Source organism: Stenotrophomonas indicatrix (assembly GCF_050573115.1).
In the GTDB taxonomy this organism is placed as follows: Bacteria; Pseudomonadota; Gammaproteobacteria; order Xanthomonadales; family Xanthomonadaceae; genus Stenotrophomonas; species Stenotrophomonas lactitubi_A.
In genome coordinates this window covers 576,793-597,067 of record NZ_JBNYZT010000002.1, presented here as the reverse complement: position 1 = coordinate 597,067, position 20,275 = coordinate 576,793, and the positions used below count along the sequence as shown (strand labels likewise).

The 20,275-nt window shown below is 67.0% G+C and carries 17 protein-coding genes; 10 read left to right on the top strand and 7 right to left on the bottom strand.

Going from position 1 to position 20,275, the window contains the following annotated elements:
• Position 1 precedes the first annotated feature (1 nt).
• Both ACQ5SA_RS08645 and asnB read right to left on the bottom strand, forming a co-directional pair.
• Complete coding sequence (locus ACQ5SA_RS08645) at positions 2 to 1,390, bottom strand: cation:proton antiporter domain-containing protein (protein WP_499313982.1); 1,389 nt, start codon at positions 1,388 to 1,390, stop codon at positions 2 to 4.
• A gap of 106 nt (positions 1,391 to 1,496) precedes the next feature.
• The gene (gene asnB, locus ACQ5SA_RS08640; RefSeq protein ID WP_499313981.1) at positions 1,497 to 3,188 is read right to left on the bottom strand and encodes an asparagine synthase B; all 1,692 of its coding nucleotides are present in this window, start codon (positions 3,186 to 3,188) and stop codon (positions 1,497 to 1,499) included.
• A gap of 358 nt (positions 3,189 to 3,546) precedes the next feature.
• Here asnB and ACQ5SA_RS08635 point away from each other — a divergent pair, with 358 nt between their 5' ends.
• Positions 3,547 to 4,443 carry a tetratricopeptide repeat protein gene (locus ACQ5SA_RS08635; RefSeq protein WP_499313980.1) on the top strand — a complete coding sequence of 299 codons (897 nt, stop codon included), beginning with the start codon at positions 3,547 to 3,549 and terminating at the stop codon, positions 4,441 to 4,443.
• A gap of 46 nt (positions 4,444 to 4,489) precedes the next feature.
• On the opposite strand, the gene dapE is transcribed toward ACQ5SA_RS08635, so the two are convergent.
• From dapE to map, 5 genes are read right to left on the bottom strand one after another with little or no spacing between them, the layout of a single operon-like run.
• On the bottom strand, positions 4,490 to 5,617 hold the full coding sequence (dapE, locus tag ACQ5SA_RS08630; RefSeq protein ID WP_499313979.1) for a succinyl-diaminopimelate desuccinylase: 1,128 nt from the start codon (positions 5,615 to 5,617) through the stop codon (positions 4,490 to 4,492).
• Entirely contained in the window at positions 5,614 to 5,979 is a 366-nt protein-coding gene (locus tag ACQ5SA_RS08625; RefSeq protein WP_353100611.1) for an arsenate reductase, read from the bottom strand. Before ACQ5SA_RS08625 ends, dapE begins: the two co-directional genes overlap by 4 nt.
• A gap of 13 nt (positions 5,980 to 5,992) precedes the next feature.
• Positions 5,993 to 7,039 (bottom strand): 2,3,4,5-tetrahydropyridine-2,6-dicarboxylate N-succinyltransferase, encoded by a 1,047-nt coding sequence (gene dapD / locus ACQ5SA_RS08620; protein ID WP_230110465.1) that lies wholly within the window; start codon positions 7,037 to 7,039, stop codon positions 5,993 to 5,995.
• The gene (locus tag ACQ5SA_RS08615; protein WP_499314014.1) at positions 7,039 to 9,648 is read right to left on the bottom strand and encodes a [protein-PII] uridylyltransferase; all 2,610 of its coding nucleotides are present in this window, start codon (positions 9,646 to 9,648) and stop codon (positions 7,039 to 7,041) included. Before ACQ5SA_RS08615 ends, dapD begins: the two co-directional genes overlap by 1 nt.
• 20 nt (positions 9,649 to 9,668) lie before the next feature.
• Positions 9,669 to 10,511, bottom strand: a complete 843-nt coding sequence (gene map, locus ACQ5SA_RS08610; RefSeq protein WP_353100617.1) for a type I methionyl aminopeptidase — start codon at positions 10,509 to 10,511, stop codon at positions 9,669 to 9,671.
• 173 nt (positions 10,512 to 10,684) lie between these two features.
• On the opposite strand from map, the gene ACQ5SA_RS08605 reads away from it, so the two are divergent.
• The 9 genes from ACQ5SA_RS08605 to ACQ5SA_RS08565 all read left to right on the top strand — a co-directional run bounded on the left by ACQ5SA_RS08605 (position 10,685) and on the right by ACQ5SA_RS08565 (position 20,204).
• A complete protein-coding gene (locus tag ACQ5SA_RS08605) occupies positions 10,685 to 11,212 on the top strand; it encodes a Csu type fimbrial protein (protein WP_230110467.1) in 528 nt (175 codons plus the stop codon).
• Complete coding sequence (locus ACQ5SA_RS08600; RefSeq protein ID WP_499313978.1) at positions 11,212 to 11,964, top strand: fimbrial biogenesis chaperone; 753 nt, start codon at positions 11,212 to 11,214, stop codon at positions 11,962 to 11,964. Before ACQ5SA_RS08605 ends, ACQ5SA_RS08600 begins: the two co-directional genes overlap by 1 nt.
• 7 nt (positions 11,965 to 11,971) lie before the next feature.
• Positions 11,972 to 14,314: a fimbria/pilus outer membrane usher protein gene (locus ACQ5SA_RS08595; protein WP_499313977.1), complete on the top strand. Its 2,343-nt coding sequence runs from the start codon at positions 11,972 to 11,974 to the stop codon at positions 14,312 to 14,314.
• Positions 14,315 to 14,316: 2 nt separating this feature from the next.
• Positions 14,317 to 15,351 carry a Csu type fimbrial protein gene (locus ACQ5SA_RS08590; RefSeq protein ID WP_499314013.1) on the top strand — a complete coding sequence of 345 codons (1,035 nt, stop codon included), beginning with the start codon at positions 14,317 to 14,319 and terminating at the stop codon, positions 15,349 to 15,351.
• Between the two features lie 101 nt (positions 15,352 to 15,452).
• Entirely contained in the window at positions 15,453 to 15,680 is a 228-nt protein-coding gene (locus ACQ5SA_RS08585) for a hypothetical protein (protein ID WP_353099970.1), read from the top strand.
• Positions 15,680 to 16,378 (top strand): fimbrial biogenesis chaperone, encoded by a 699-nt coding sequence (locus ACQ5SA_RS08580; RefSeq protein ID WP_499313976.1) that lies wholly within the window; start codon positions 15,680 to 15,682, stop codon positions 16,376 to 16,378. The genes ACQ5SA_RS08585 and ACQ5SA_RS08580 overlap by 1 nt, the downstream gene beginning before the upstream one ends.
• Before the next feature lie 219 nt (positions 16,379 to 16,597).
• Positions 16,598 to 17,404, top strand: a complete 807-nt coding sequence (rpsB, locus tag ACQ5SA_RS08575) for a 30S ribosomal protein S2 (RefSeq protein ID WP_089239851.1) — start codon at positions 16,598 to 16,600, stop codon at positions 17,402 to 17,404.
• Between the two features lie 125 nt (positions 17,405 to 17,529).
• Positions 17,530 to 18,408 (top strand): translation elongation factor Ts, encoded by an 879-nt coding sequence (tsf, locus tag ACQ5SA_RS08570; protein ID WP_165376694.1) that lies wholly within the window; start codon positions 17,530 to 17,532, stop codon positions 18,406 to 18,408.
• 257 nt (positions 18,409 to 18,665) lie between these two features.
• Entirely contained in the window at positions 18,666 to 20,204 is a 1,539-nt protein-coding gene (locus ACQ5SA_RS08565) for a sensor domain-containing diguanylate cyclase (RefSeq protein ID WP_499313975.1), read from the top strand.
• The last annotated feature ends 71 nt before the right edge of the window (positions 20,205 to 20,275 follow it).

Genomic DNA, 20,275 nt, shown 5'->3' with positions numbered 1-20,275 from the left:
GTCAGGCCCTGCGACGCTCGATCAGGTTCAACAGCGGCCCGGTCATTGCGGTGGTCACCAGCGCCATGATCACCAGCACCGCGAACAGGCGGTCGCCGAGCAGGCCCAGCTCGTAGCCCAGGTTGAGCACGATCAGTTCCATCAACCCGCGGGTGTTCATCAGCGCCCCCAGTCGCCAGGCTTCGCGCGAGGCCATGCCGGTGCTGCGCGCCGCACTCCAGGTGCCCAGCAGCTTGCCCACCGTGGCCACTGCGATCACCACCACGCACAGCAGGATGTCGCTGCCCTGCAGCGCGTCGGCACGCATGCGCAGGCCGGTCATGGCGAAGAACAGCGGCAGCAGCAGGGTCACCGCGAACGGTTCGACCCTGGCCACCAGCAGGTGCCGCAACTGCGCGTTGGACGACACCGCCACACCCGCAGCGAACGCGCCGAACAACGCATGGATGCCGAGCACTTCGGTGACCAGCGCGCTGGCCAGCGACAGCAGCAGGATGCCCAGCAGCCAGCGCCCCTCGCGACCCGGCGCGATGGTCTGGCGGGAAAACCACGGTTTCACCAGCCCCAGCATCAGCACGATGAACGCCACCACGCACAGCAGGTTGAGGCTGGCCGGCAACCAGCCAGTGGCCTGCGCTGCGGCCACGATCAGCGCCAGCAGACACCACGCAGTCGCATCGCCCAACGCCGCGCAGGCGATGGCGGTCTGCCCCAGCGATGTGTGGGTGATACCGCGATCAGCGAGGATGCGCAGCAGCACCGGGAAGGCGGTGATGCTCATCGAAATGCCGACGAACAGCGCGAACGCGGTAAAGCTCACACCTTGCGGGCCATGCTGCGGATACAGCCAGATCGCCAGGACCACGCCAAGCACGAACGGCACCGCGATGCCGGCGTGGCTGACGGTGAAGGCGAACCGGCGACGCCCACGCAGCGCGCCCAGATCCAGCTCGGCGCCGGCCACCAGCAGGAACATCAGCACGCCCAGTTGGCTGAGCATGCCCAGCGGCCCCAGCGAAGCGGCCGGGAACAGCGCGCCATGCACCTGCGGCAGCAGACTGCCCAGCAACAGCGGCCCCATCATCAGGCCGGCGGCCATCTCGCCGATCACGGCCGGCTGGCCGAAACGCTTCAACAGTGCGCCCGCGCCCTTGGCGACCAGCAACAGCACCAGCAGCTGCAGCAGGAACAGGCCCAGCGGCGAGGCCAGGTGATGCGCCCAATCACTGCCGACCACGGCCTCGGCCTTGCTGGCCACCGTCGGCAGCCCGGGCCCGGCATAGCGGGCCAGCAGCAGGCCGACCAGCAGCGGCACGCCGGCCCAGACAAGGTAACGCCACGCCCACTTCGTCGGCCGCACGGGATCTCCGGTCTGTACGTCCATGAACATTCCCCAATGTGCAGGGCGCCGATGATACGTCCTTGCCTGCTCCGGTGCTGTGCGCTCGCCGGGCATGGCCCGGCGCTACGTTGTCAGGCGACCGGGCACTGCCGGTTCAGGCCAGCGCCTGCTCGTGCACGCCGGCGATGGCGCGGCCCGACGGATCGGCGGCAGCGGCGAAGCTGGCGTCCCAGGCAATGGCCGCCGGCGAGGAACAGGCGATCGACTTGCCGCCCGGCACGGTTTCAGCCGCCGCGTGGCTGGGGAAGAACTGTTCGAACAGGTGGCGGTAGTAGTACGCCTCCTTGGTCTGCGGCGGGTTGTGCGGGAAACGCTTGTCGGCGGCGGCCAGTACGCGGTCGCTGACCTGTGCTTCGGCATGCGCCTTCAGGCCGTCGATCCAACCGTAGCCGACGCCGTCGCTGAACTGCTCCTTCTGCCGCCACAGGATGCTGTCCGGCAGATAGCCCTCGAAGGCCTCGCGCAGCACTGCCTTCTCGATGCGGCGACCGCCGAAGCCGGCGCCAACCATCTTGTGCGCGGCATCGAAACGCATCGCCACGTCGAGGAACTCGCGGTCCAGGAACGGCACGCGCGGCTCCACGCCCCAAGCCATCATCGACTTGTTGGCGCGCAGGCAATCGTAGTTGTGCAGGGCATCGAGCTTGCGCACCAGTTCCTGGTGGAATTCGCGCGCGTCCGGTGCCTTGTGGAAATAAAGATAGCCGCCGAAGATCTCGTCGCTGCCTTCGCCGGACAGCACCATCTTCACCCCCATCGCCTTGATCCGGCGCGCCAGCAGGAACATCGGCGTGGACGCGCGGATGGTGGTGACGTCGTAGGTTTCAATGTGGCGGATCACCTCCGGCAGCACATCCAGGCCTTCTTCGAAGGTGTATTCGAAGCCGTGGTGCACCGTGCCCAGCGCTTCGGCGGCCACCGCAGCAGCCGCCAGATCCGGCGAGCCCTTCAGGCCGATGGCGAACGAATGCAGGCGCGGCCACCACGCTTCGCTCTGGCCGCCATCTTCAATGCGACGGCGCGCATAACGTGCTGCCACGGCAGCAACCAGCGACGAATCCAGCCCGCCCGACAGCAGCACGCCATACGGCACGTCACTCATCAGCTGGCGCTCGACCGCATGTTCGAAGGCCTGGCGCAGCTCGGCGAGATCGGCCTGGCGGCCCCGCACGTCGTCGTACTCGCGCCACGGCTGCTGGTAGTAGCGCACCAGCTCACCGCTGGCGCTGTCGTAGTAGTGGCCCGGCGGGAACTGGGCAACGTCTGCGCAGGTGTCGACCAGCGCCTTCATTTCAGACGCTACGCGCAGCCGCCCCTGCGCATCATGGCCCCAGTACAGCGGCACCACGCCGACCGGATCGCGCGCCACCAGTACACGGCCGGCTGCACGGTCCCACAGGGCAAAGGCGAAGATGCCGTTGAGCTGTTCCAGCCACTGCGCCGGCGATCCGCCCTGGCGGTACAGCGCGTTGATCACCTCGCAGTCCGAACCGGTCTGGAAGGCATAGGCTTCGGCGAGGTCGGCCTTGAGCTGCTGGTGGTTGTAGATCTCGCCGTTGACCGCCAGCGCCAGCTGCCCGTCTTCGGACAGCAGCGGCTGCGAGCCGCCGGCCGGATCGACGATGGCCAGGCGCTCGTGGACCAGCAGCGCGCCTTCGTCCAGATACACGCCGCTCCAGTCCGGGCCACGATGGCGCTGGCGCTGCGACAGCTCCAGCGCATGGCGGCGCAGGGAAGGAAGATCGTCACCGGCCTGCAGGCCGAAAATACCGAAGATCGAACACATGGGTGGAACTCCTGTTGTGGGGAAGTACACGGGGGGAAGGTGTTCGACCGGCCATCCAGGCCCGGGTGGGCCTGCGCCCGGGCACAAAAAAACCCGCATCGGCCGATGCGGGTTTTCTGGTGTCCGGGCGTATGTTGCTGTCTATCTACCCAGGGCGCAGTCCCGCATCGGCCGCGCACGATTATTCGTACGCAGATTATTGCGGTTGGTGTTGTTGACGGCGGTGGCCAGGCGGAGCGACATGGATCCGACCGTAACCGGGTTTCCGGCGCGGCGCAACTGTTGCGATGGCAACCGATTCAGCAGCCACGCCGGTACCGCCCCGGATAATCCCCTGCCCGCTTTCCGGAACTCATGGATGACCCCTTCCTGCCGTCGCCTGCTGCTGCCCACCCTGGCTTTGATTGCTCTGGCCGGGTGTGCGACCACGCCCACCCACCCGGTCGATGACACCGAACGCGATGCCTTGGCTGCGGCTGCCGATGGCCAGTTCGATTCGGCGTTGCGCGTGGCCAAGCTGTACCAGTACCGCAACGACGTGCGCGCGCTGGACTGGTACGCGCGCGCCGCTGCCACCACGCCGCGCACGCACCGCACCACCAGTGCCGAGGAGCAGCTGGGTACGATCCTGGAACGCGGCCGACTGGACAGCGGTGATGCCCCGCAGAAGCCCGACGCGGTCGTGCTCAAACCCTCCGCGCGCAAGGCCTACCGCTGGTACCACCGTGCTGCCTATCACGGCTCGCCGTATGCGATGAGCGATCTGGAGACGTGGTATGAGCGACGTGGCGACATGGAGGGCGCGCTGCGCTGGCGCCTGCGCCGCGCGGTCTACCTGCGTCAGTTGTACAAGCTGCAGCCGTTGCGCGATGCCACCAGCGGGTCCGCGAAGCCCGGCACTCCGCTCAGCGCTGATGCTTCACCGAACCCGGTGATCGCGCGCATCCAGCGCCGCGCCGCGCGCGGCGATGCCGAAGCGCAGGTGGACCTGGGCACGCTGTACGAGGCCGGCATCGGCGTGGTGCAGGACAAAACCGAAGCGCTGCGCTGGTATGAGCGTGCCGCTGCACAGGGCAACGTGTATGGCCAGTACCTGGCCGGGCTGGCACTCGGCCGCGGCGGCGATGGCCTGCAGAAGAACGTGGATGCCGCGGCGGCGTGGTTCGCCAAGGCCAGCGCACAGGACTTCTACATGGCCGACGAGTCGTACTGGCGCGAAGCGATCAAACCGCCGTTCTTCCAGTTCTCGGAGTAGCGCCAGGCCATGCCCGGCGTATCCACAGCAACCTGCTGGACGAGCGCTACACCAGCAGGCGTTCAACCAGTCGCTGGTACAGCCCCGGCAGCGCTTCCAGCTCGTCCACGCGCACGTTTTCATCCACCTGGTGGATGCTGGCATTGACCGGGCCGACTTCGATGCACTGCGCACCCAGGGGTGCGATGAAGCGCGCATCGGAGGTGCCACCACCGGTGCTCTCTTCAGGCGCGCGACCGGTGTGCTCGGCCAGCACCGCGCGCGCCGCTGCCCGCAACGTCCCTTCCGGGGTGTAGAACGGTTCGCCGCTGCGGTGCCACATCAGCGTGTACTGCAGGCCATGACGGTCCAGCAGCGTGGTGATCTCCGCTTCCAGCTTCGCTGCATCCCAATGCGGGTTGTAGCGGATGTTGAAATCCACCTCCAGCTCACCTGGAATCACGTTGTTGGCGCCGGTCCCGGCATGGATGTTGGACATCTGCAGGCTGGTCGCCGGAAAACTCTCGTAGCCCTCGTCCCAACGCCGTGCGCTCAGTTCGGCCAGCATCGGCGCGGCAAGATGGATCGGATTGCGCGCCTTGTCCGGGTAGGCCACGTGGCCCTGCACACCCTGCACGCGCAGCTTGGCCGACAGGCTGCCCCGCCGCCCGACGCGCAGCAGGTCACCCAGCGTGGCGGTGGACGACGGCTCGCCGGTGATGCACCAGTCGATGCGCTGGCCGCGCTCGGCGAACAGGCGCGCGACATGGCGCACGCCGTCGATGGCATCGCCCTCTTCGTCGCTGGTCAACAGCACCGCCAGCGTGCCCGTGTGCTGCGGATGGGCCGCAACGAACTGTTCGGCAGCGATCACGAACGCAGCCACGCTGCCCTTCATGTCCGCGGTGCCGCGACCGTACAGCACGCCATCGCGGATCTGCGGCGCGAACGGATCGCTCTGCCACGCTTCGCGCGGGCCCGGCGGTACCACGTCGGTGTGGCCCAGCAGAACCAGCACCGGTGCTCCGCTGCCGTGGGTGGCCCACAGGTTGTCGACCTCGCCCAGCCGCAGGTGCTCACAGGTGAAACCCGCCGCCTGCAGACGTTCGCCGATCAGCACCTGGCAGCCGGCATCGTCCGGGGTCACCGATGGCCGTGCGATCAGATCGCAGGCCAGGTCGAGGACGGCGCTCACGCGCCGCCCACGCCGAAGCGCGCCTTGAAGCCGTTGTCGCTGAAACCCTGGCTCACCTTGCCGTCGGCGGTCACCACCAGCGGGCGCTTGATCAGCTGCGGATACTCGCGCAGCAGCAGCTTCCACTCCGCTTCCGAATCGGCGGCCTTGCGGGTGTCCGGCAACTGCCGCCAGGTGGTGGAGGACTTGTTGACCATCGCTGCCAGGCCACCCAGTTGTGCCGCCCATTCCAGCAGCATTTCCGGGCTGGGTTTGTTGTCGCGGTAGTCGACGAAGGTGTACGGCACGCCGAAGCGGTCCAGCCACTTGGTCGCCTTCTTGCAGGTATCGCAGTTCTTCAGACCGTAGACGGTGGTGCTCATGCGTGCGGCTCCGTCAGTCGGCCAGGCCGCGCAGCAGGTCGTTGACGCTGGTCTTGCTGCGGGTGCGGGCATCGACCTGCTTGACGATCACCGCGCAGTACAGCGAGTGGGTACCGTCCTTGCTCGGCAGCGAGCCGGACACCACCACGCTGTACGGCGGGATGTAACCGTAGCTGATTTCGCCGGTGGCGCGGTTGTAGATGCGGGTGCTCTGGCTGAGGAACACGCCCATGCCGATCACGCTGTGATGGCCGACGACCACGCCTTCCACCACTTCCGAACGCGCGCCGATGAAGCAATGGTCTTCGATGATGGTCGGGCTGGCCTGCAGCGGCTCGAGCACGCCGCCGATGCCGGCACCACCGGACAGGTGGCAATGCTGGCCGATCTGCGCGCAGGAACCGACGGTGGCCCAGGTATCGACCATGGTGCCTTCGCCGACGTACGCACCGATGTTGGTGAAGCTCGGCATCAGCACCACGTCCTTGCCGAAATACGTGCCGCGACGGGCGATCGCACCCGGTACCACACGCACGCCGCCGCGGCGGAACTTCGCCTCGTCATAGCCGGCAAAGCGCGATTCGACCTTGTCCCAGAACGGCGCCGGGCGTGCATCGACCACGGCCATGTCGTTGACGCGGAAATACAACAGCACGGCCTTTTTCAGCCATTCGTTGACCTTCCAGCCACCATGGCCGTCCGGCTCGGCGACGCGGAATTCGCCGCTTTCCAGGCCGTCGATCACGCGATTGACCAGAGGACGGGTCGAGCCTTCCAGTTCGTGCAGGGTCAACGTGGCACGGCGCTCGAACGCGCTTTCGATGCCGAACTTCAGTTCTTCCACGCCCGGGCCGGCCGGCTTGCGCAGCGACTTGCGTGCGATGTTCTCGGCGCGCGCGGCTTCGGCGGTTTTGGCCGGGGCCTTCTTCGCAGGTGCCTTCTTCACCGCAGCCTTCTTCGGCGCGGCAGTCTTCTTCGCAACCGGCTCAGCGGCAGTCGTCTTTTTGGCTGCTGCGCTCTTGGCGGTCGCGGCAGTCTTCTTTACAGGCTTGGTGGCCATCAGGCGGGGTCTCCGGCGTTTCGATCAGGGTCCAGGCAGGCCAGCATTGCGTCATGCAGCTGCTGCCGGGCGGATTCAGTCAGGGGGAGGTCGTGTTCGTCACTGATCACGAAGGTGTCTTCGGCGCGTTCGCCGAATGTGGCAATGCGCGCGTCCTGCACGCGCAGTCCCTGGTTGCGCAGCACGAACGCCACGTCGGCCAGCAGGCCGGGGCGGTCGGGTGCGACCAGGGCGAAACGGGTTGCGCCGGGTTCATCGCGGAACTCGATGCGCGGGGCGAAACGGAAATGGCGAAGCTGGCGTGGCACCACCCGGCGCGAGGGACGCAGCCGCGTCAAATCGCCACTGAGCGCCTCGCGCAGGGCAGCTTCCAGATTGGCACTGCTGCCATCGGCAAACGTATCGGCCGGGCTCACTTCAAAATTATCGAAAATCGTGTCGGCCGGCCCATCCAGCACGCGCGCGCGATGGATGCCGTAGCCCTTGCGGTCCAACGTCATCACGATCGCGGCGAACAGGCCGTCACGGTCCGGCGAGTGCACGAACACTTCCAGTGCCGGGTCGTCGACGCTGATCCGACGTACCTTCACCAGCGTCTGGCCCTGCTTGATCGGTACCAGCGCGGCGGCCTGCCAGGCCAGCTGCTCCGGGCGCAGGCGGATGAAGCCTTCGTCGGGCATCACCGCGAACTGGCGGTCGATGGTGGCATCGTCGTAGCCCTGCTCGCGCACCAGCGCACGCACGCTGTCGCGCGCTTCGGCCACGCGCTCGGCGGCCGGCACCGGATGCTCCAGACCCTCGCGCAGTGCGCGCCGGGTCGCGAAGTACAGATCGGCCAGCAGCCGGTCCTTCCACGCGTTCCACAGCTTCGGGCTGGTGCCGGCGATGTCGGCGCAGGTCAGCAGGTAGAGGTAATCGAGGCGGTCGCGGCTGCCGACCAGGGTCGCGAAACGATGGATCACGTCCGCATCGGCGATGTCCTGCTTCTGCGCGGTCACCGACATCCGCAGGTGCTGTTCGACCAGCCAGGCCACCAGTTCGGTATCCGAACCACTCAACCCCTGCGCGTGGCAGAACGCCCGTGCATCGACCGCGCCCAGTTCGGAATGATCGCCGCCACGGCCCTTGGCGATGTCGTGGAACAGGCCGGCCAGCAGCAGCAGTTCGGGCTTGCGCAGGCGCGGCCAGACTTCATGGGCGATCGAGAAACGTTCGTCGGCGCGACTGCTGGCGAACAGCCCCATGTTGCGCAGGACCATCAGCGTGTGCTGGTCGACGGTGTAGACATGGAACAGGTCGAACTGCATGCGCCCGCTGACCTGGGCGAACGCCGGAATCCACTGCCCGAGCACACCCAGCCGCGCCATGCGCGAAAGCGTGTCGACCGGGCGCTGGCCACGCAGCAGGGCCATGAACTGTTCGCGCGCGTCAGGGTCTGCCTGGTCATAGGCAGGCAGCAGCGGCAGCGATTCGGCCAGCGCGCGCGCGGTCAACGAATGCAGGCCGCGGATCTGCGGATTGTTCGCCCAGCTGGCGAACAGCGCGAAGACCTGGCCGATGTCGGCGTTCGGCCAGTCGGCATCGTTGGCCGCCAGATAGCCACGACGCAGGGCGAACCCCACGGTCAGCGGCTCGGGCTGTGCCTCGCCATCGAACTGTTCCTCGAAACGCTGCAGCAGACGGTCGCTGATCCGCCGCACCACCGAAGCAGCGCGGTAGAAGCCCTGCATCATCTTTTCGACACCGAGACTTTCGGTGTCGTCTTCAAAGCCCAGGCGCGCGGCCAGGGTCTTCTGGTAATCGAAGCGCAGGCGCTCTTCCGGGCGTCGCGCCACCAGATGCAGGCCGAAGCGCAGTCGTGCCAGCACCGCGCGTTCGCGCTTCAGCGCAGCGGCCTCGTCAGCGCCCAGGTGGCCCAGGCCGACCAGTGCTTCCAGATCTCGCACACCAAACGCACGCAGCGCCATCCAGCCCAGCGTATTGAGATCACGCAGGCCGCCGGGGCCATCCTTCAGGTCCGGCTCCAGGTTGTCGGCGGTATCACCGAAGCGCTGGTGGCGGTTGCGCAGCTCCTCCAGCTTGGCCAGGAAAAACGCACGTGGCGGCCACAGTTCGCGGTCATCCACCGCCGCACGCAGCGCACGCCGCGCGGCCTCATCGGCCGTCAGCGGGCGCGCTTCGATCAACGCCGTCAGCACGGTCTGATCGGCAGCGGCCTCGCTGCATTGCGCGGCCGAACGCACCGCGTGACTGACCGCCAGGCCGCAATCCCACAGCAGCGCGAACAGGCGCGCCAGCGACTCTTCGTGGGCCAGCTGCGCCTGCGGATCGCCGAATACCAGCAGGTCGATGTCCGAGCGCGGGAACAGTTCACCGCGTCCATAGCCACCTACTGCGAACAGCGACAGACCACTGTCGGCCGGCAGGCAACGTTGCCACGCGTGGCGGATCAGGTGATCGGCCGCGCGTGCGCGCAGTGCCAGCAGGCGCTCGATGTTGTCGCCCTGGTCGAAGCGGCGGTACAGGCGCGTATCGGCCTGCTGCAGCGCATCGCGCGCGGCAGCAGCCCAGTCCGGGTCGTTGAGCGACGCGGCCGGCGTGTCCAGCAGCGAACTCGCCGGCAGCATCGTCAGGAGACCTGCGACTCGCCTGGCGACAGGGTCAACACGTCCACGCCGGTCTCGGTGACCGCGATCATGTGCTCCCACTGCGCCGACAGCTTGCGGTCCTTGGTCACTACGGTCCAGCCATCAGGCAGCACCTTGTTGTAGCGGGTGCCCTCGTTGATCATCGGCTCGATGGTGAAGGTCATGCCCGGCTGCAGCACCAGGCCCTGGCCCGGACGGCCGTAATGCACCACCTGCGGTTCATCGTGGTAGACCTTGCCGATGCCGTGGCCGCAGTACTCGCGCACCACGCTGAAACGCTCGCCTTCGGCGTAGCTCTGGATCGCATGGCCGACGTCGCCCAGGGTTGCACCCGGACGCACCGCGCGGATACCGCGCCACATGGCCTCATAGGTGGCGTCGACCAGGCGCTTGGCCATCACCGACGGGGTGCCGACGAAATACATACGGCTGGTGTCGCCATGCCAGCCGTCCTTGATGACGGTGACGTCGATATTGATGATGTCGCCATCCTTGAGGACCTTCCCTTCGCTGGGAATGCCGTGGCAGATGACATTGTTGACCGAGGTGCACACGGTCTTGGGGAAGCCGCGGTAGCCGACGTTGGCCGGAATGGCGCCCTGCACGTTCACGACATGGTCGTGGCAGATGCGGTCCAGTTCCTCGGTCGTGACACCGGGCTTGACGTGGGGGGTGACGATGTCGAGCACTTCGCTGGCCAGGCGGCCGGCGATGCGCATCATCTCGATTTCCTGCGGGGTTTTGATATTCACGCTCATGGCGACCATTATCGCCGATCCGGCCGCAATCTGAACGAACGCCACCCAACTGGCGATCCGGGCCATGCACGATTCCGGCAAGGAATGTGAAAGCGTGATGGCCCACACCCTTTCGAATCCTTGATTCTCACGCAATACAGACACTTACGGTGCCTACGCTGGGGTCACTGTCGTCAAAACGGCGCTGAATGTGCCGTTTTCGCCCTGTTCAACGGACCTTCGGGTCAGGGAGGTTGTCCATGCGATCCGCAGCTCGTTCCCCTTTGGCCTGGGCCCTGGCCCTGCTGGTGGCAGGCCCGGCCGCCGCCGCTGATACCACCACGTTCAACGTCACCCTGGTGGTCACCAAGGCCTGCACCATCACCGCGGCTGCGGCCACCAATGTCGACTTCGGCACCGCCGCGTCCACCACCGCCACCCCGACCCTGGGCCAGGGCACCGTGACCGCGCAGTGTTCGGCGCTGACCCCGTACACCATCTCGCTGAACGCCGGTGCCAACGCCGGCACCGCCAACGACGTCACCACGCGGCGGATGAAGAACACCAACGCCGCAGTGACCGCGAACAACTTTGTCGGCTACCAGCTCTATCAGGATGCCGCGCATACTCTGGTCTGGGGCGCTACCTCGGGCACCAACACCCAGGCCGGCATCGGCACCGGCCTTGCGGTGCCGTACATCGTCTATGGCCAGATCCTCAACCTGAGCACGGCCAACGCCGCTACCGGCAACTACCTGGACACCGTCACCGCCACGATCACGTATTGATGGAGCACGCCCGCATGGCCGGATCCCGCCCGTGGCGCGCCACCGGCGTGGCGCTGCTCGTCTTCGGCCTGCTGGTGGCCGCCGAGGTCCCGGCGACCAGCCTGCAGGTCGCCCCCACCAGCCTGCAGCTGGAAGCGCGCCAGCGCGCTGGCGAACTGTGGCTGACCAACAGCGGCACTTCACCAGTGAAGCTGCAGGTGCGGGTGTTCCGTTGGGTACAGCAGGACGGAAAGGAGCAGTTGCTGCCCACCGAGGATCTGCTGGCCACGCCACCGATGCAGGAACTGGCCGCTGGCCAGCAGCAGCTGGTACGGGTCATGCGCGCGGTGGCCGAAGCACCCGCTGCGCAGCAGTACTACCGGCTGATCGTCGATGAGGTGCCCGATCTGGCCACGCGCACCGAAGGCATGCAGTTCGTGCTGCGCTATTCCATCCCGGTATTCGTGCAACCCGGTGCCGGCAGCCGACTGGCACCGCAGCTGCACGCCCGCCTGGTCCGGCTGGACGACGGTCGCAACGGCGTGGAAGTAGGCAATACCGGCAACAGCTACGCGCAGATCGCCGACCTCGCCCTGGGCAGCCCGCAGCGGCCGCGCATCGTGCATCCAGGCCTGCTGGGCTATGTACTGCCCGGCCAGGTCATGCGCTGGCCGCTGGAGCGCACGGCGATCGACCGCGACAACGACCAGATCACGGCCAAGCTCAATGGCGAGTCGGAACAGACGTCGCTGCCGCCACCACCGGCTCGCTGAGGCGCTGATGAGCGCAGCGCTCGGTGCGGCCCTGTCCCCGGCGGCCCATGCAGCCGATGTCTCCGGGGTCTCCGCCGATGCCCTGCTGCCACCACCGACCCCACTCACGGCCAACCAGACGCTATACCTGGACGTGACCCTCAACAGCACGCCACGCGGCCTGCTGCCCTTCACCGACAATCGCGGCCGCCTGCAGGCCAGCCCCGAGATCCTGCGCCAGCTCGGTTTCAATGCCAGTGGCGATGCTCCCGTGTATCTGGACCAGATCAGCGGCGCGGTGGTGCGCTATGACGCACACCTGCAGACCCTCGCGCTGGACGTGCCACTGGACCAGCTGACCCTGCCCACGACCGTGCTCAGCCGCCCGCAGGTCCGTGCCTCGCGCGGCAGCGCCTCGCCCGGCGTCCTGCTCAATTACGACCTGTATGGCAGCCGCGTCGACAGCCTGGGCAACCTGACCCTGAGCTCTGAACTGCGGGTGTTCGGCATGGGCACCGGCACCTTCGAGAACACCGCGGTCAGCCGTCGCTACCAGACCGGAGACCGCCACTGGCGCAGCGAAAGCGTACGCCTGGATACGCGCTGGACCCTGGATTTCCCGGACAAGGCGCTGACCCTGGAGGTAGGCGACTTCTACAGTGGTTTTGTCGACTGGAGCCGACCGGTACGCCTGGGCGGCATCCAGATCGGCCGCAATTACGGACTGCAGCCGTACCGTGTACTCACCCCGACCCCGGCCTTCCTTGGCCAGGCGGTGGTGCCATCCACGGTCGAGCTGTATGTCGATGGCCTGCGCCAGTACAGCGGCCAGGTGCCGGTTGGGCCGTTCCAGCTGGCCGCGCAACCGGGCATCAGCGGCAACGGCAGCGCGCAGGTCGTGGTCACCGATGCCTTCGGCCGCATGCAGACCCTGGATTTCAGCTTCTACGGCACCCAGCAGCTGCTGGCCAAGGGCCTGTCGGACTGGTCGCTCGGCGTCGGCCAGCTGCGCGAGCACTTCGGCGAACGGTCCTTTGCCTACGACGACCGCACCGTGGCAAGCGCCAGCTGGCGCGGCGGCGTCAGCGATACGTTCACCGGCGAAGCACACGCCGAAGGTGGCGGCGGGCTGGCACAGGCCGGCGTGGGCGGCTGGTGGCTGCTGGGCGGTGCGGGCATATTCAACGCTGCCTACGCCCACAGCCGCTACCAGGGCCTGCAGGGCGGCCAGTGGGCGCTGGGGTACAGCTGGAACAACCGCCGTTTCAACATCAATCTGCGCAGCGTGCGCAGCCACGGCGACTACCGTGATCTGGGCGCGCTGCAGGCCAACCTGCCGCCCAGCATCAGCGAGCAGGCCACGGTCGGCCTGGACCTGCTGCGCTTGGGCTCCCTGAGCGCCAGTTACCTGCGCCTGCGCTACCCCGATGGCGAGGACAACCGTTATGCCAGCCTGTTCTGGTCACGCAGCTGGAGCCAGCGCTGGTCGGCCTACCTGTCGGTCAACCAGAACCTGGACAACAGCGATGACCGCAGTGTCTACCTGTCGCTGACCGCGAGCCTGGGCAACAACCGCCAGGCCAGCCTGTCCACCCAGCGCAATGGCGACCGCCAGAGCTGGGTCGCCGATGTCACCCAGCCGGTTCCGGGCGACGGCAGCGCAGGCGGTATCGGTTGGCGTGCACAGGTCCGCCACGGCGACGACGGCAGCGGCGGCCTGGCCGAAGTCGGCATCCTCAACGATGTCGGCCGCTATGCCTTCGGTGCCTCGCGCCAGGCTGGCCTCAACTACGCCTATGGCAGCGCCAGCGGCAGCGTGGTGTGGATGGCCGGGCACACCTTTGCCGCCCGCGAAGTCGCCGATGCCTTCGCCGTTGTCAGCACGAATGGTATTGGCGGTGTACCGGTGCGGCTCGAGAACCGCCTGATCGGTGTCACCGACGATCGTGGCCTGCTGCTGATCAGCCCGCTGCTATCCTGGCAGCGCAACCGTGTCTCCATCGACACCCTGGATCTGCCGGCGGACATGCGCGCCGATCGCATCGAGGACTGGGTAACACCGCGCCAGCGCGCCGGCACCGGCCTGACCTTCAACCTGCGCTCGCGGCCGTCGCTGAACCTCACCGTGCAGGACATGGCGGGGCAGCCGCTGGAAGCAGGCAGCGAGGTGCAACTGCCGGATGGCCGCCAGGCCTCGGTCGGTTACGACGGACTGCTGTACCTGGAAGACGTGGCCGCTGGCACCGTGCTGTACATCACCACCAGCAGGGGGCAGTGCCGTACGCGGGTACCGGCATCGCCGCAGGTGGTCGCCGCGGGTGCACGGCCTCGTCCGGCGCCCCTGCAATGCGTGCCGGAGGTGGCACCGTGAGCCTGCGCCCGCTGCTGCTCGGCCTGCTGCTGCTTGCAGGCCTGATCGCCAGTGCACCGACGCGCGCGGCCGCTACGTGCACCGCCACCGCCGACGCGCTGCTGCCCTTCGGCAACGTCAGCAGCGGCGCCGCAGGTGCCACCCCCGGCACCTTGAACATCACCGTGAACTGCTCCACCGCCGCGCTCAGCCTGATCGCCACCACCGGCATCCGCGTCTGCATCGGCCTGGGCAATGGCACCGGCGGCACCAGTACTTCGCCGTGGCGGACAATGGTCAACGGCAGCAGTGATCCGCTCAATTTCCAGATCTACAACGTCGCCAACTACAGCGAAGTCACCGGCCTGGCACCGCGCGGCACACCGCCCGCACAGGAACTGACGATGACCTACAACGTTCCGCTGATCGGCGGCTCCGGTAGCCGTACCACGCAGTTGTTCGCACAGATTCCGGCCAACCAGGTGCTGGCCTCCGGCAACTACAGCAGCACTTTCACCGGTGCCAGCGTGGTGCTCACCTGGGCCTGGAACGAGGTGCTGCTGGGCACCGCCACCGTGCCAGCCACCTGCAATGGCGGCGCGACCGGCACCAACACCGCCAGCAATGCCTTCACTTTCAATGCCACTGCCACCGTGCTGCCGCAATGCGGCAGCTACCTCACCACCACCATGAATTTCGGCAACGTCACCGGCGGCATTCCCGCCAACATCGACCAGACCGCCACCCTCACCCTGACCTGCCTCAAGCGCACCGCGTTCCAGGTCAGCCTCGACAACGGCCAGAACAACCCTGCCCTGAGCAGTACCCGGCGCATGCGCACCACCATCGGCAGCAACAACTATTACCTGACCTATGAGCTGTACCGGGATGCTGCGCGCAGCCAGCGCTGGGGCAATACGCTCAACGTGGACACCTTCAGCGGCGTCGGCACTGGCAGCGCGCAACCGTTGACCATCTACGGCCGGGTACCGCCGGTGAGTGGCCAACCACCCGCCGGCACCTACAACGACCTGGTACAGGTGACGATCACCTACTGAGTGAGGCCCCGCACTACAGAATCGCCCCTGTCGGCCGATACCGCGCATCAGATCGACAACAGGGTGGGTGGCAGGTGGTTCGCGCAGTACTGATCGGAGCGATGTCCATCGCCAGCACGACAGCGTGGGCCGACCCGGCGCCCGTCCCATTGCAGATCCGCCTGACCGTGGTGGAAGGCTGCGCCGGCACGGAGGGCAGCCCGCTTTGCCCGGTGCCGCAGCAGCGCAGCGACACCCTGCACCTGCCGCCACAGATCCGTGAACTGGCCCCGCCAGCGCAGGACGAGCAAGGGCATGCGGCATCCGAACCGCCCACCACCTACTACTGATGCGCCGGCTGCTGCCCCTGTTGCTGGCACTGCTGCCCATGCCCTTGCAGGCCCTGGATCTGATGCCGACCACGCTGCGCCTGCCTGCTGCACTAGGGCGGTCCGAGCTGTGGCTGCACAATCCCGGCCCTGGGCACTGGCGCGGCCAGGTGCAGATCTGGGCGTGGGACCAGCAACCGGGGGCCGAACACCTGCAACGCAGCGCGCAGGTGCTGGCAAGTCCGACCCTGCTAGACCTTCCTGTCGGTGCGCGCCAGCGCGTCTGGTTGCTGCCGGCGTCGTCCGCCCCTGTGGCCGCCGAACAAGCATTCCGTATCATCCTGGCACCGGCAGAACCGACCATGCCGCGCTATTCGCTGCCTCTGTTCCGCGGCGAACCGGCCGGCCCAGCCTCCCCCTGCCTGCAGGTAGAGGTGGTGGTCAACGGGTCGCAATACATGCTGCGACTGTTGAACGACAGCACCGGGCACGCGCGTCTGAGTGACCTTGCCTACGAGGCAGCCAGCGGCCACCGCAGCCTGCTGCTGCCCGGTCTTGCCGGCTACGTACTGGCGGCGCGCCAGCGCCAGTGGCCGCTGCCGCCGCGCGCCGATGGCTACGCCGGCGGCAGGTTCCACGCCCGCCTGCAGGACGGCGCAGAGGTGATCCTGGCCGCGCCGACGCCGGCAATTGCAGCGCGCCAGCCAAGCGGGCTATAATCCCCGGGATGTCCTGCCGCCCTGTGCGCGGGACGCCGTCCACACCGGACGTCACCGGTGAATCCACACCTGCTGCCCCCATCCGTGCCGGGGTGCTCCGCAAGGAGTTCGGCCACGGAGGCAACAGGGAAGCCCAACCCCGGAACCTTCAGCGCTTCCACGCGTCCCGCATACCTATCCCGCGGGCGGAATCGCCGGTTCCCCATCAGGAGTATTGCAATGCCCCAGGTCACCATGCGTCAGATGCTGGAAGCCGGCGTCCACTTCGGCCACCAGACCCGCTACTGGAACCCGAAAATGGCTCCGTACATCTTCGGCGCCCGCGGCAAGATCCACATCATCAACCTGGAAAAGACCGTCCCGCTGTTCAACGACGCGATGAACTTCATCTCGTCGGTTGCCCAGAAGCGCGGCACCATCCTGTTCCTGGGCACCAAGCGCAGCGCGCGTGAGTCGATCCGCGAAGAAGCCGAGCGTTGCGGCATGCCGTTCATGAACCAGCGTTGGCTGGGCGGCACCCTGACCAACTTCCGTACCGTCAAGCAGTCGGTTGCCCGCCTGAAGGAACTGGAAGCCGGTGAGTCCGACGGCACCTTCGAGAAGCTGGTCAAGCACGAAGTGCTGGGCCTGCGTCGCGAGCGCGACAAGCTGGAAGCCTCGCTGGGCGGCATCAAGGACATGAACCGTCTGCCGGACGCGATCTTCGTCATCGATATCGGCCACGAAGACATCGCCATCAAGGAAGCCAAGAAGCTCGGCATCCCGGTGATCGCTGTCGTCGATACCAACTACAACCCGGAGCTGGTGGATTACGCGATCCCGGGCAACGACGACGCCATCCGTGCCGTGCAGCTGTACGCACGCGCTGCTGCTGACGCCGTGCTGGAAGGCAAGGCTGCTGCACCGCACGCTGCCACCGTCCGTGAAGAAGAGTTCGCCGACGCTCCGGCCGAAGAAGGCAAGCCGGTTCGCCGCGCTCCGGCCAAGAAGGCTGTTGCTGCCGACAAGGGCGAAGCCCAGGCCTGATCCAGGCCCCGGTGGGCGCCACGCGCCCACCTTTCCTGTCCGCTGCCGATGGCGCGACGACAGGAAACTGTCACACGGGCCGGCCACCATGCCGGCCCAACCCCTTTCTTTCGTGAGGTAATCCCGTGGAAATCACTGCTTCCCTGGTCAAGGAACTGCGCGAGCGCACTGGCGCCGGCATGATGGAATGCAAGAAGGCGCTCACCGAGGCCGGCGGCAACATCGACGCCGCTGCTGAAGCGCTGCGCAAGTCCGGCGCTGCCAAGGCCGACAAGAAGGCTGACCGCGTGGCCGCCGAAGGTCGTCTGGGCCTGGCCCAGGACGGCGGCAAGGCCGTGCTGGTCGAGATCAACTCGGAAACCGACTTCGTCGCCAACGACATCAACTTCAAGAACTTCGTCGATTCCGTCGCTGCCGCTGCCCTGGCATCGGGCGCCACCGACGTGGAAGTGCTGAAGAGCGCCAAGCTGGCCACCGGCGAAACCGTCGAAGAAGCCCGCGCCACCGCCATCCAGAAGCTGGGCGAGAACATCCTCATCCGTCGCTTGGTCAAGCTGGACACCACCGGCAACGTGGGTTCCTACGTCCACACCAACGGCAAGGTCGGCGTGCTGATCGACCTGATCGGTGGCGACGCCGAACTGGCTCGCGGCCTGGCCATGCACGTGGCTGCGCTGAAGCCGCCGCACAACAAGGCTGCCGATGTGCCGGCCGAGTTCGTGGAAAAGGAAAAGGAAATCGAACTGGCCAAGATGTCCGAGAAGGACAAGTCCAAGCCGGCCGACATCCTGGAAAAGATCATCAGCGGCAAGATCAACAAGATCGTCAGCGAAGTGACCCTGTACGGCCAGAGCTACGTGCTGGACGGCGACAAGACCGTCGAGCAGGTGGTCAAGGCTGCCGGCGCCGACGTGGCTGGCTTCCAGCTGCTGGTCGTTGGCGAAGGCATCGAGAAGGTGGTGGAAGACTACGCCGCCGAAGTTGCCAAGGCGATGCAGGTCTGATTCCAGCCTCCCGGATGTAATGAAACCAGAAGGAGCCGCGGGAAACCGCGGCTCTTTTTTTATGCCTGCACCCGCGGGGCACCCTTTCTGCGGGTGCGCACCGTTGGTGCGCACACCGGAACCAAGGGTCTTTGCGTTGCAAGCGAATCAAGCCGATACTCGGCACAGGGAACCTGCAGTCACATAACAGGAACGAAAGTCGCGGACTGTGATGCATTCCTAGGTATTCTTGTCCTAATGGAATTGAACGACCCGACATGCCTCCCGAGCTGACAGCTGCACTGGCGCTTTGCCGCAACCTCCCCTCGCCGCCCGGTATTGCCCTGCGCATCATCGAACTGGCCCAGGACCCGGAAGCGGACATCGCAACCGCTGCGGACATCATCGCCATCGACATGGCGTTGAGTGCCCGCATGCTGCGTATCGCCAATTCGCCGCTGTACGCCAGCCGGCGCCGGATCGAGAACCTCGGCCAGGCGCTGACCATGCTCGGGCTGAACGCTACGATCAGCCTCGCCCTGGGCTTCACTGTCACCCAGGGCCTGACCGGCAAAGGCGGCGCCGACCACGACCTGCGCCAACGCGCCTGGAAGCGCAGCATCCTCAGCGCGCTGGCGGCCAGCCAGCTCGGCCAGGCCCGCGGCCTGCGCCGGCTGGAGGAGCTGATGCTGGCCGGACTGCTGCAGGACATGGGCGTGCTGTGCCTGGCCCAGGCCGAATCCGAACGCTACCTGCCCCTGCTGCGCGAAGCGCGCGACAACCCTGATCTGATCGCGCGCGAGCGCCAGGAACTCGGCTGCAGCCACGCCGACGTCGGTGCATGGGTAGCCGAGGAGTGGGGCCTGCCGCGCTACCTGGTCGACAGCATCCGCCACAGCGAAGACGAAGGTACCGCCGAGAATCCCTTCCAGGCCTGCGTACAGCTGTCTGGCGCCGTTGCCGACATCTGGCTGGATGAAGACGCCGATGCCGCCCGCGAGCGCGCCCTGCAGCAGGTCCACGACCGACTGCAGATGGACAGCGCCCGCTTCGACCAGGTCCTGGCCCGGATCAGCGAAGCGCTACCGGACATCGCCAGCCTGTTCGAGAACGGCCTGAATTCGCCGGCCCGCGTGCGCGAGCTGATCGACCACGCGCAGGAGCTGGCCACCCTGCGCAACCTGCGCGAACTGCAGGACGCCGACCAGGCCCGTCGTCGCGCCGATGAATTCGAGGCCCGTGCCAAGCGCCTGGCCGACCAGGCCCATCGCGATGCCCTGACCGGCGTCCTCAACCGCCGCCAGCTTGAAGCCGTGCTTGAGCAGGAGTTCCTGCGCGCCGGCCGCCATGGCTGGCCGCTGTCGGTGGCCTTCATCGACCTGGACGATTTCAAGAAGATCAACGACGCGCACGGCCACCTGACCGGCGATGAGGTGCTGCGTGCCTTTGCCGGCAAGCTGCAGGGGCAGCTGCGCAACAGCGACACCGTGGCCCGCTTCGGCGGCGAGGAGTTCGTCGCACTGTTGCCCAACACCAGTGAGTCGGTCGCCCTTGACGTGATCCGCCGCGTGCTGGCCAACATCGTCGCCACCCCGATGGCGGAACTGGAGGGCGGCCCTCTGTTCATCACCTTCTCGGCCGGCGTGGCCACCCAGGGCGGCTACGAGCGTTTTGCTGGTGTGCAGGACCTGCTGCGCGCCGCCGATGACGTGCTCTACCGCTCCAAGAACCTGGGCCGCAACCGTGTCATCGCGCGCTCTCCCGGCGCACTGGGGCATGATGAACTGTCTGCCACTGCGGGCGCCGAGCTTGGCTGAATGGTGCGCCCCGGATGTGCGGGGCACACCGGTATTTTGCGCCGCAGTGCACAAAACGCTTTGGCCGCGCG

Coding starts and splice junctions, on each gene's coding strand:
- ACQ5SA_RS08645 (WP_499313982.1), bottom strand. CDS start 1,390: ATGTTCATGGACGTACAGACCGGAGATCCCGTGCGGCCGACGAAGTGG.
- asnB (WP_499313981.1), bottom strand. CDS start 3,188: ATGTGTTCGATCTTCGGTATTTTCGGCCTGCAGGCCGGTGACGATCTT.
- ACQ5SA_RS08635 (WP_499313980.1), top strand. CDS start 3,547: ATGACCCCTTCCTGCCGTCGCCTGCTGCTGCCCACCCTGGCTTTGATT.
- ACQ5SA_RS08625 (WP_353100611.1), bottom strand. CDS start 5,979: ATGAGCACCACCGTCTACGGTCTGAAGAACTGCGATACCTGCAAGAAG.
- dapD (WP_230110465.1), bottom strand. CDS start 7,039: ATGGCCACCAAGCCTGTAAAGAAGACTGCCGCGACCGCCAAGAGCGCA.
- map (WP_353100617.1), bottom strand. CDS start 10,511: ATGGCCCGGATCGCCAGTTGGGTGGCGTTCGTTCAGATTGCGGCCGGA.
- ACQ5SA_RS08605 (WP_230110467.1), top strand. CDS start 10,685: ATGCGATCCGCAGCTCGTTCCCCTTTGGCCTGGGCCCTGGCCCTGCTG.
- ACQ5SA_RS08600 (WP_499313978.1), top strand. CDS start 11,212: ATGGAGCACGCCCGCATGGCCGGATCCCGCCCGTGGCGCGCCACCGGC.
- ACQ5SA_RS08595 (WP_499313977.1), top strand. CDS start 11,972: ATGAGCGCAGCGCTCGGTGCGGCCCTGTCCCCGGCGGCCCATGCAGCC.
- ACQ5SA_RS08585 (WP_353099970.1), top strand. CDS start 15,453: ATGTCCATCGCCAGCACGACAGCGTGGGCCGACCCGGCGCCCGTCCCA.
- ACQ5SA_RS08580 (WP_499313976.1), top strand. CDS start 15,680: ATGCGCCGGCTGCTGCCCCTGTTGCTGGCACTGCTGCCCATGCCCTTG.
- rpsB (WP_089239851.1), top strand. CDS start 16,598: ATGCCCCAGGTCACCATGCGTCAGATGCTGGAAGCCGGCGTCCACTTC.
- ACQ5SA_RS08565 (WP_499313975.1), top strand. CDS start 18,666: ATGCCTCCCGAGCTGACAGCTGCACTGGCGCTTTGCCGCAACCTCCCC.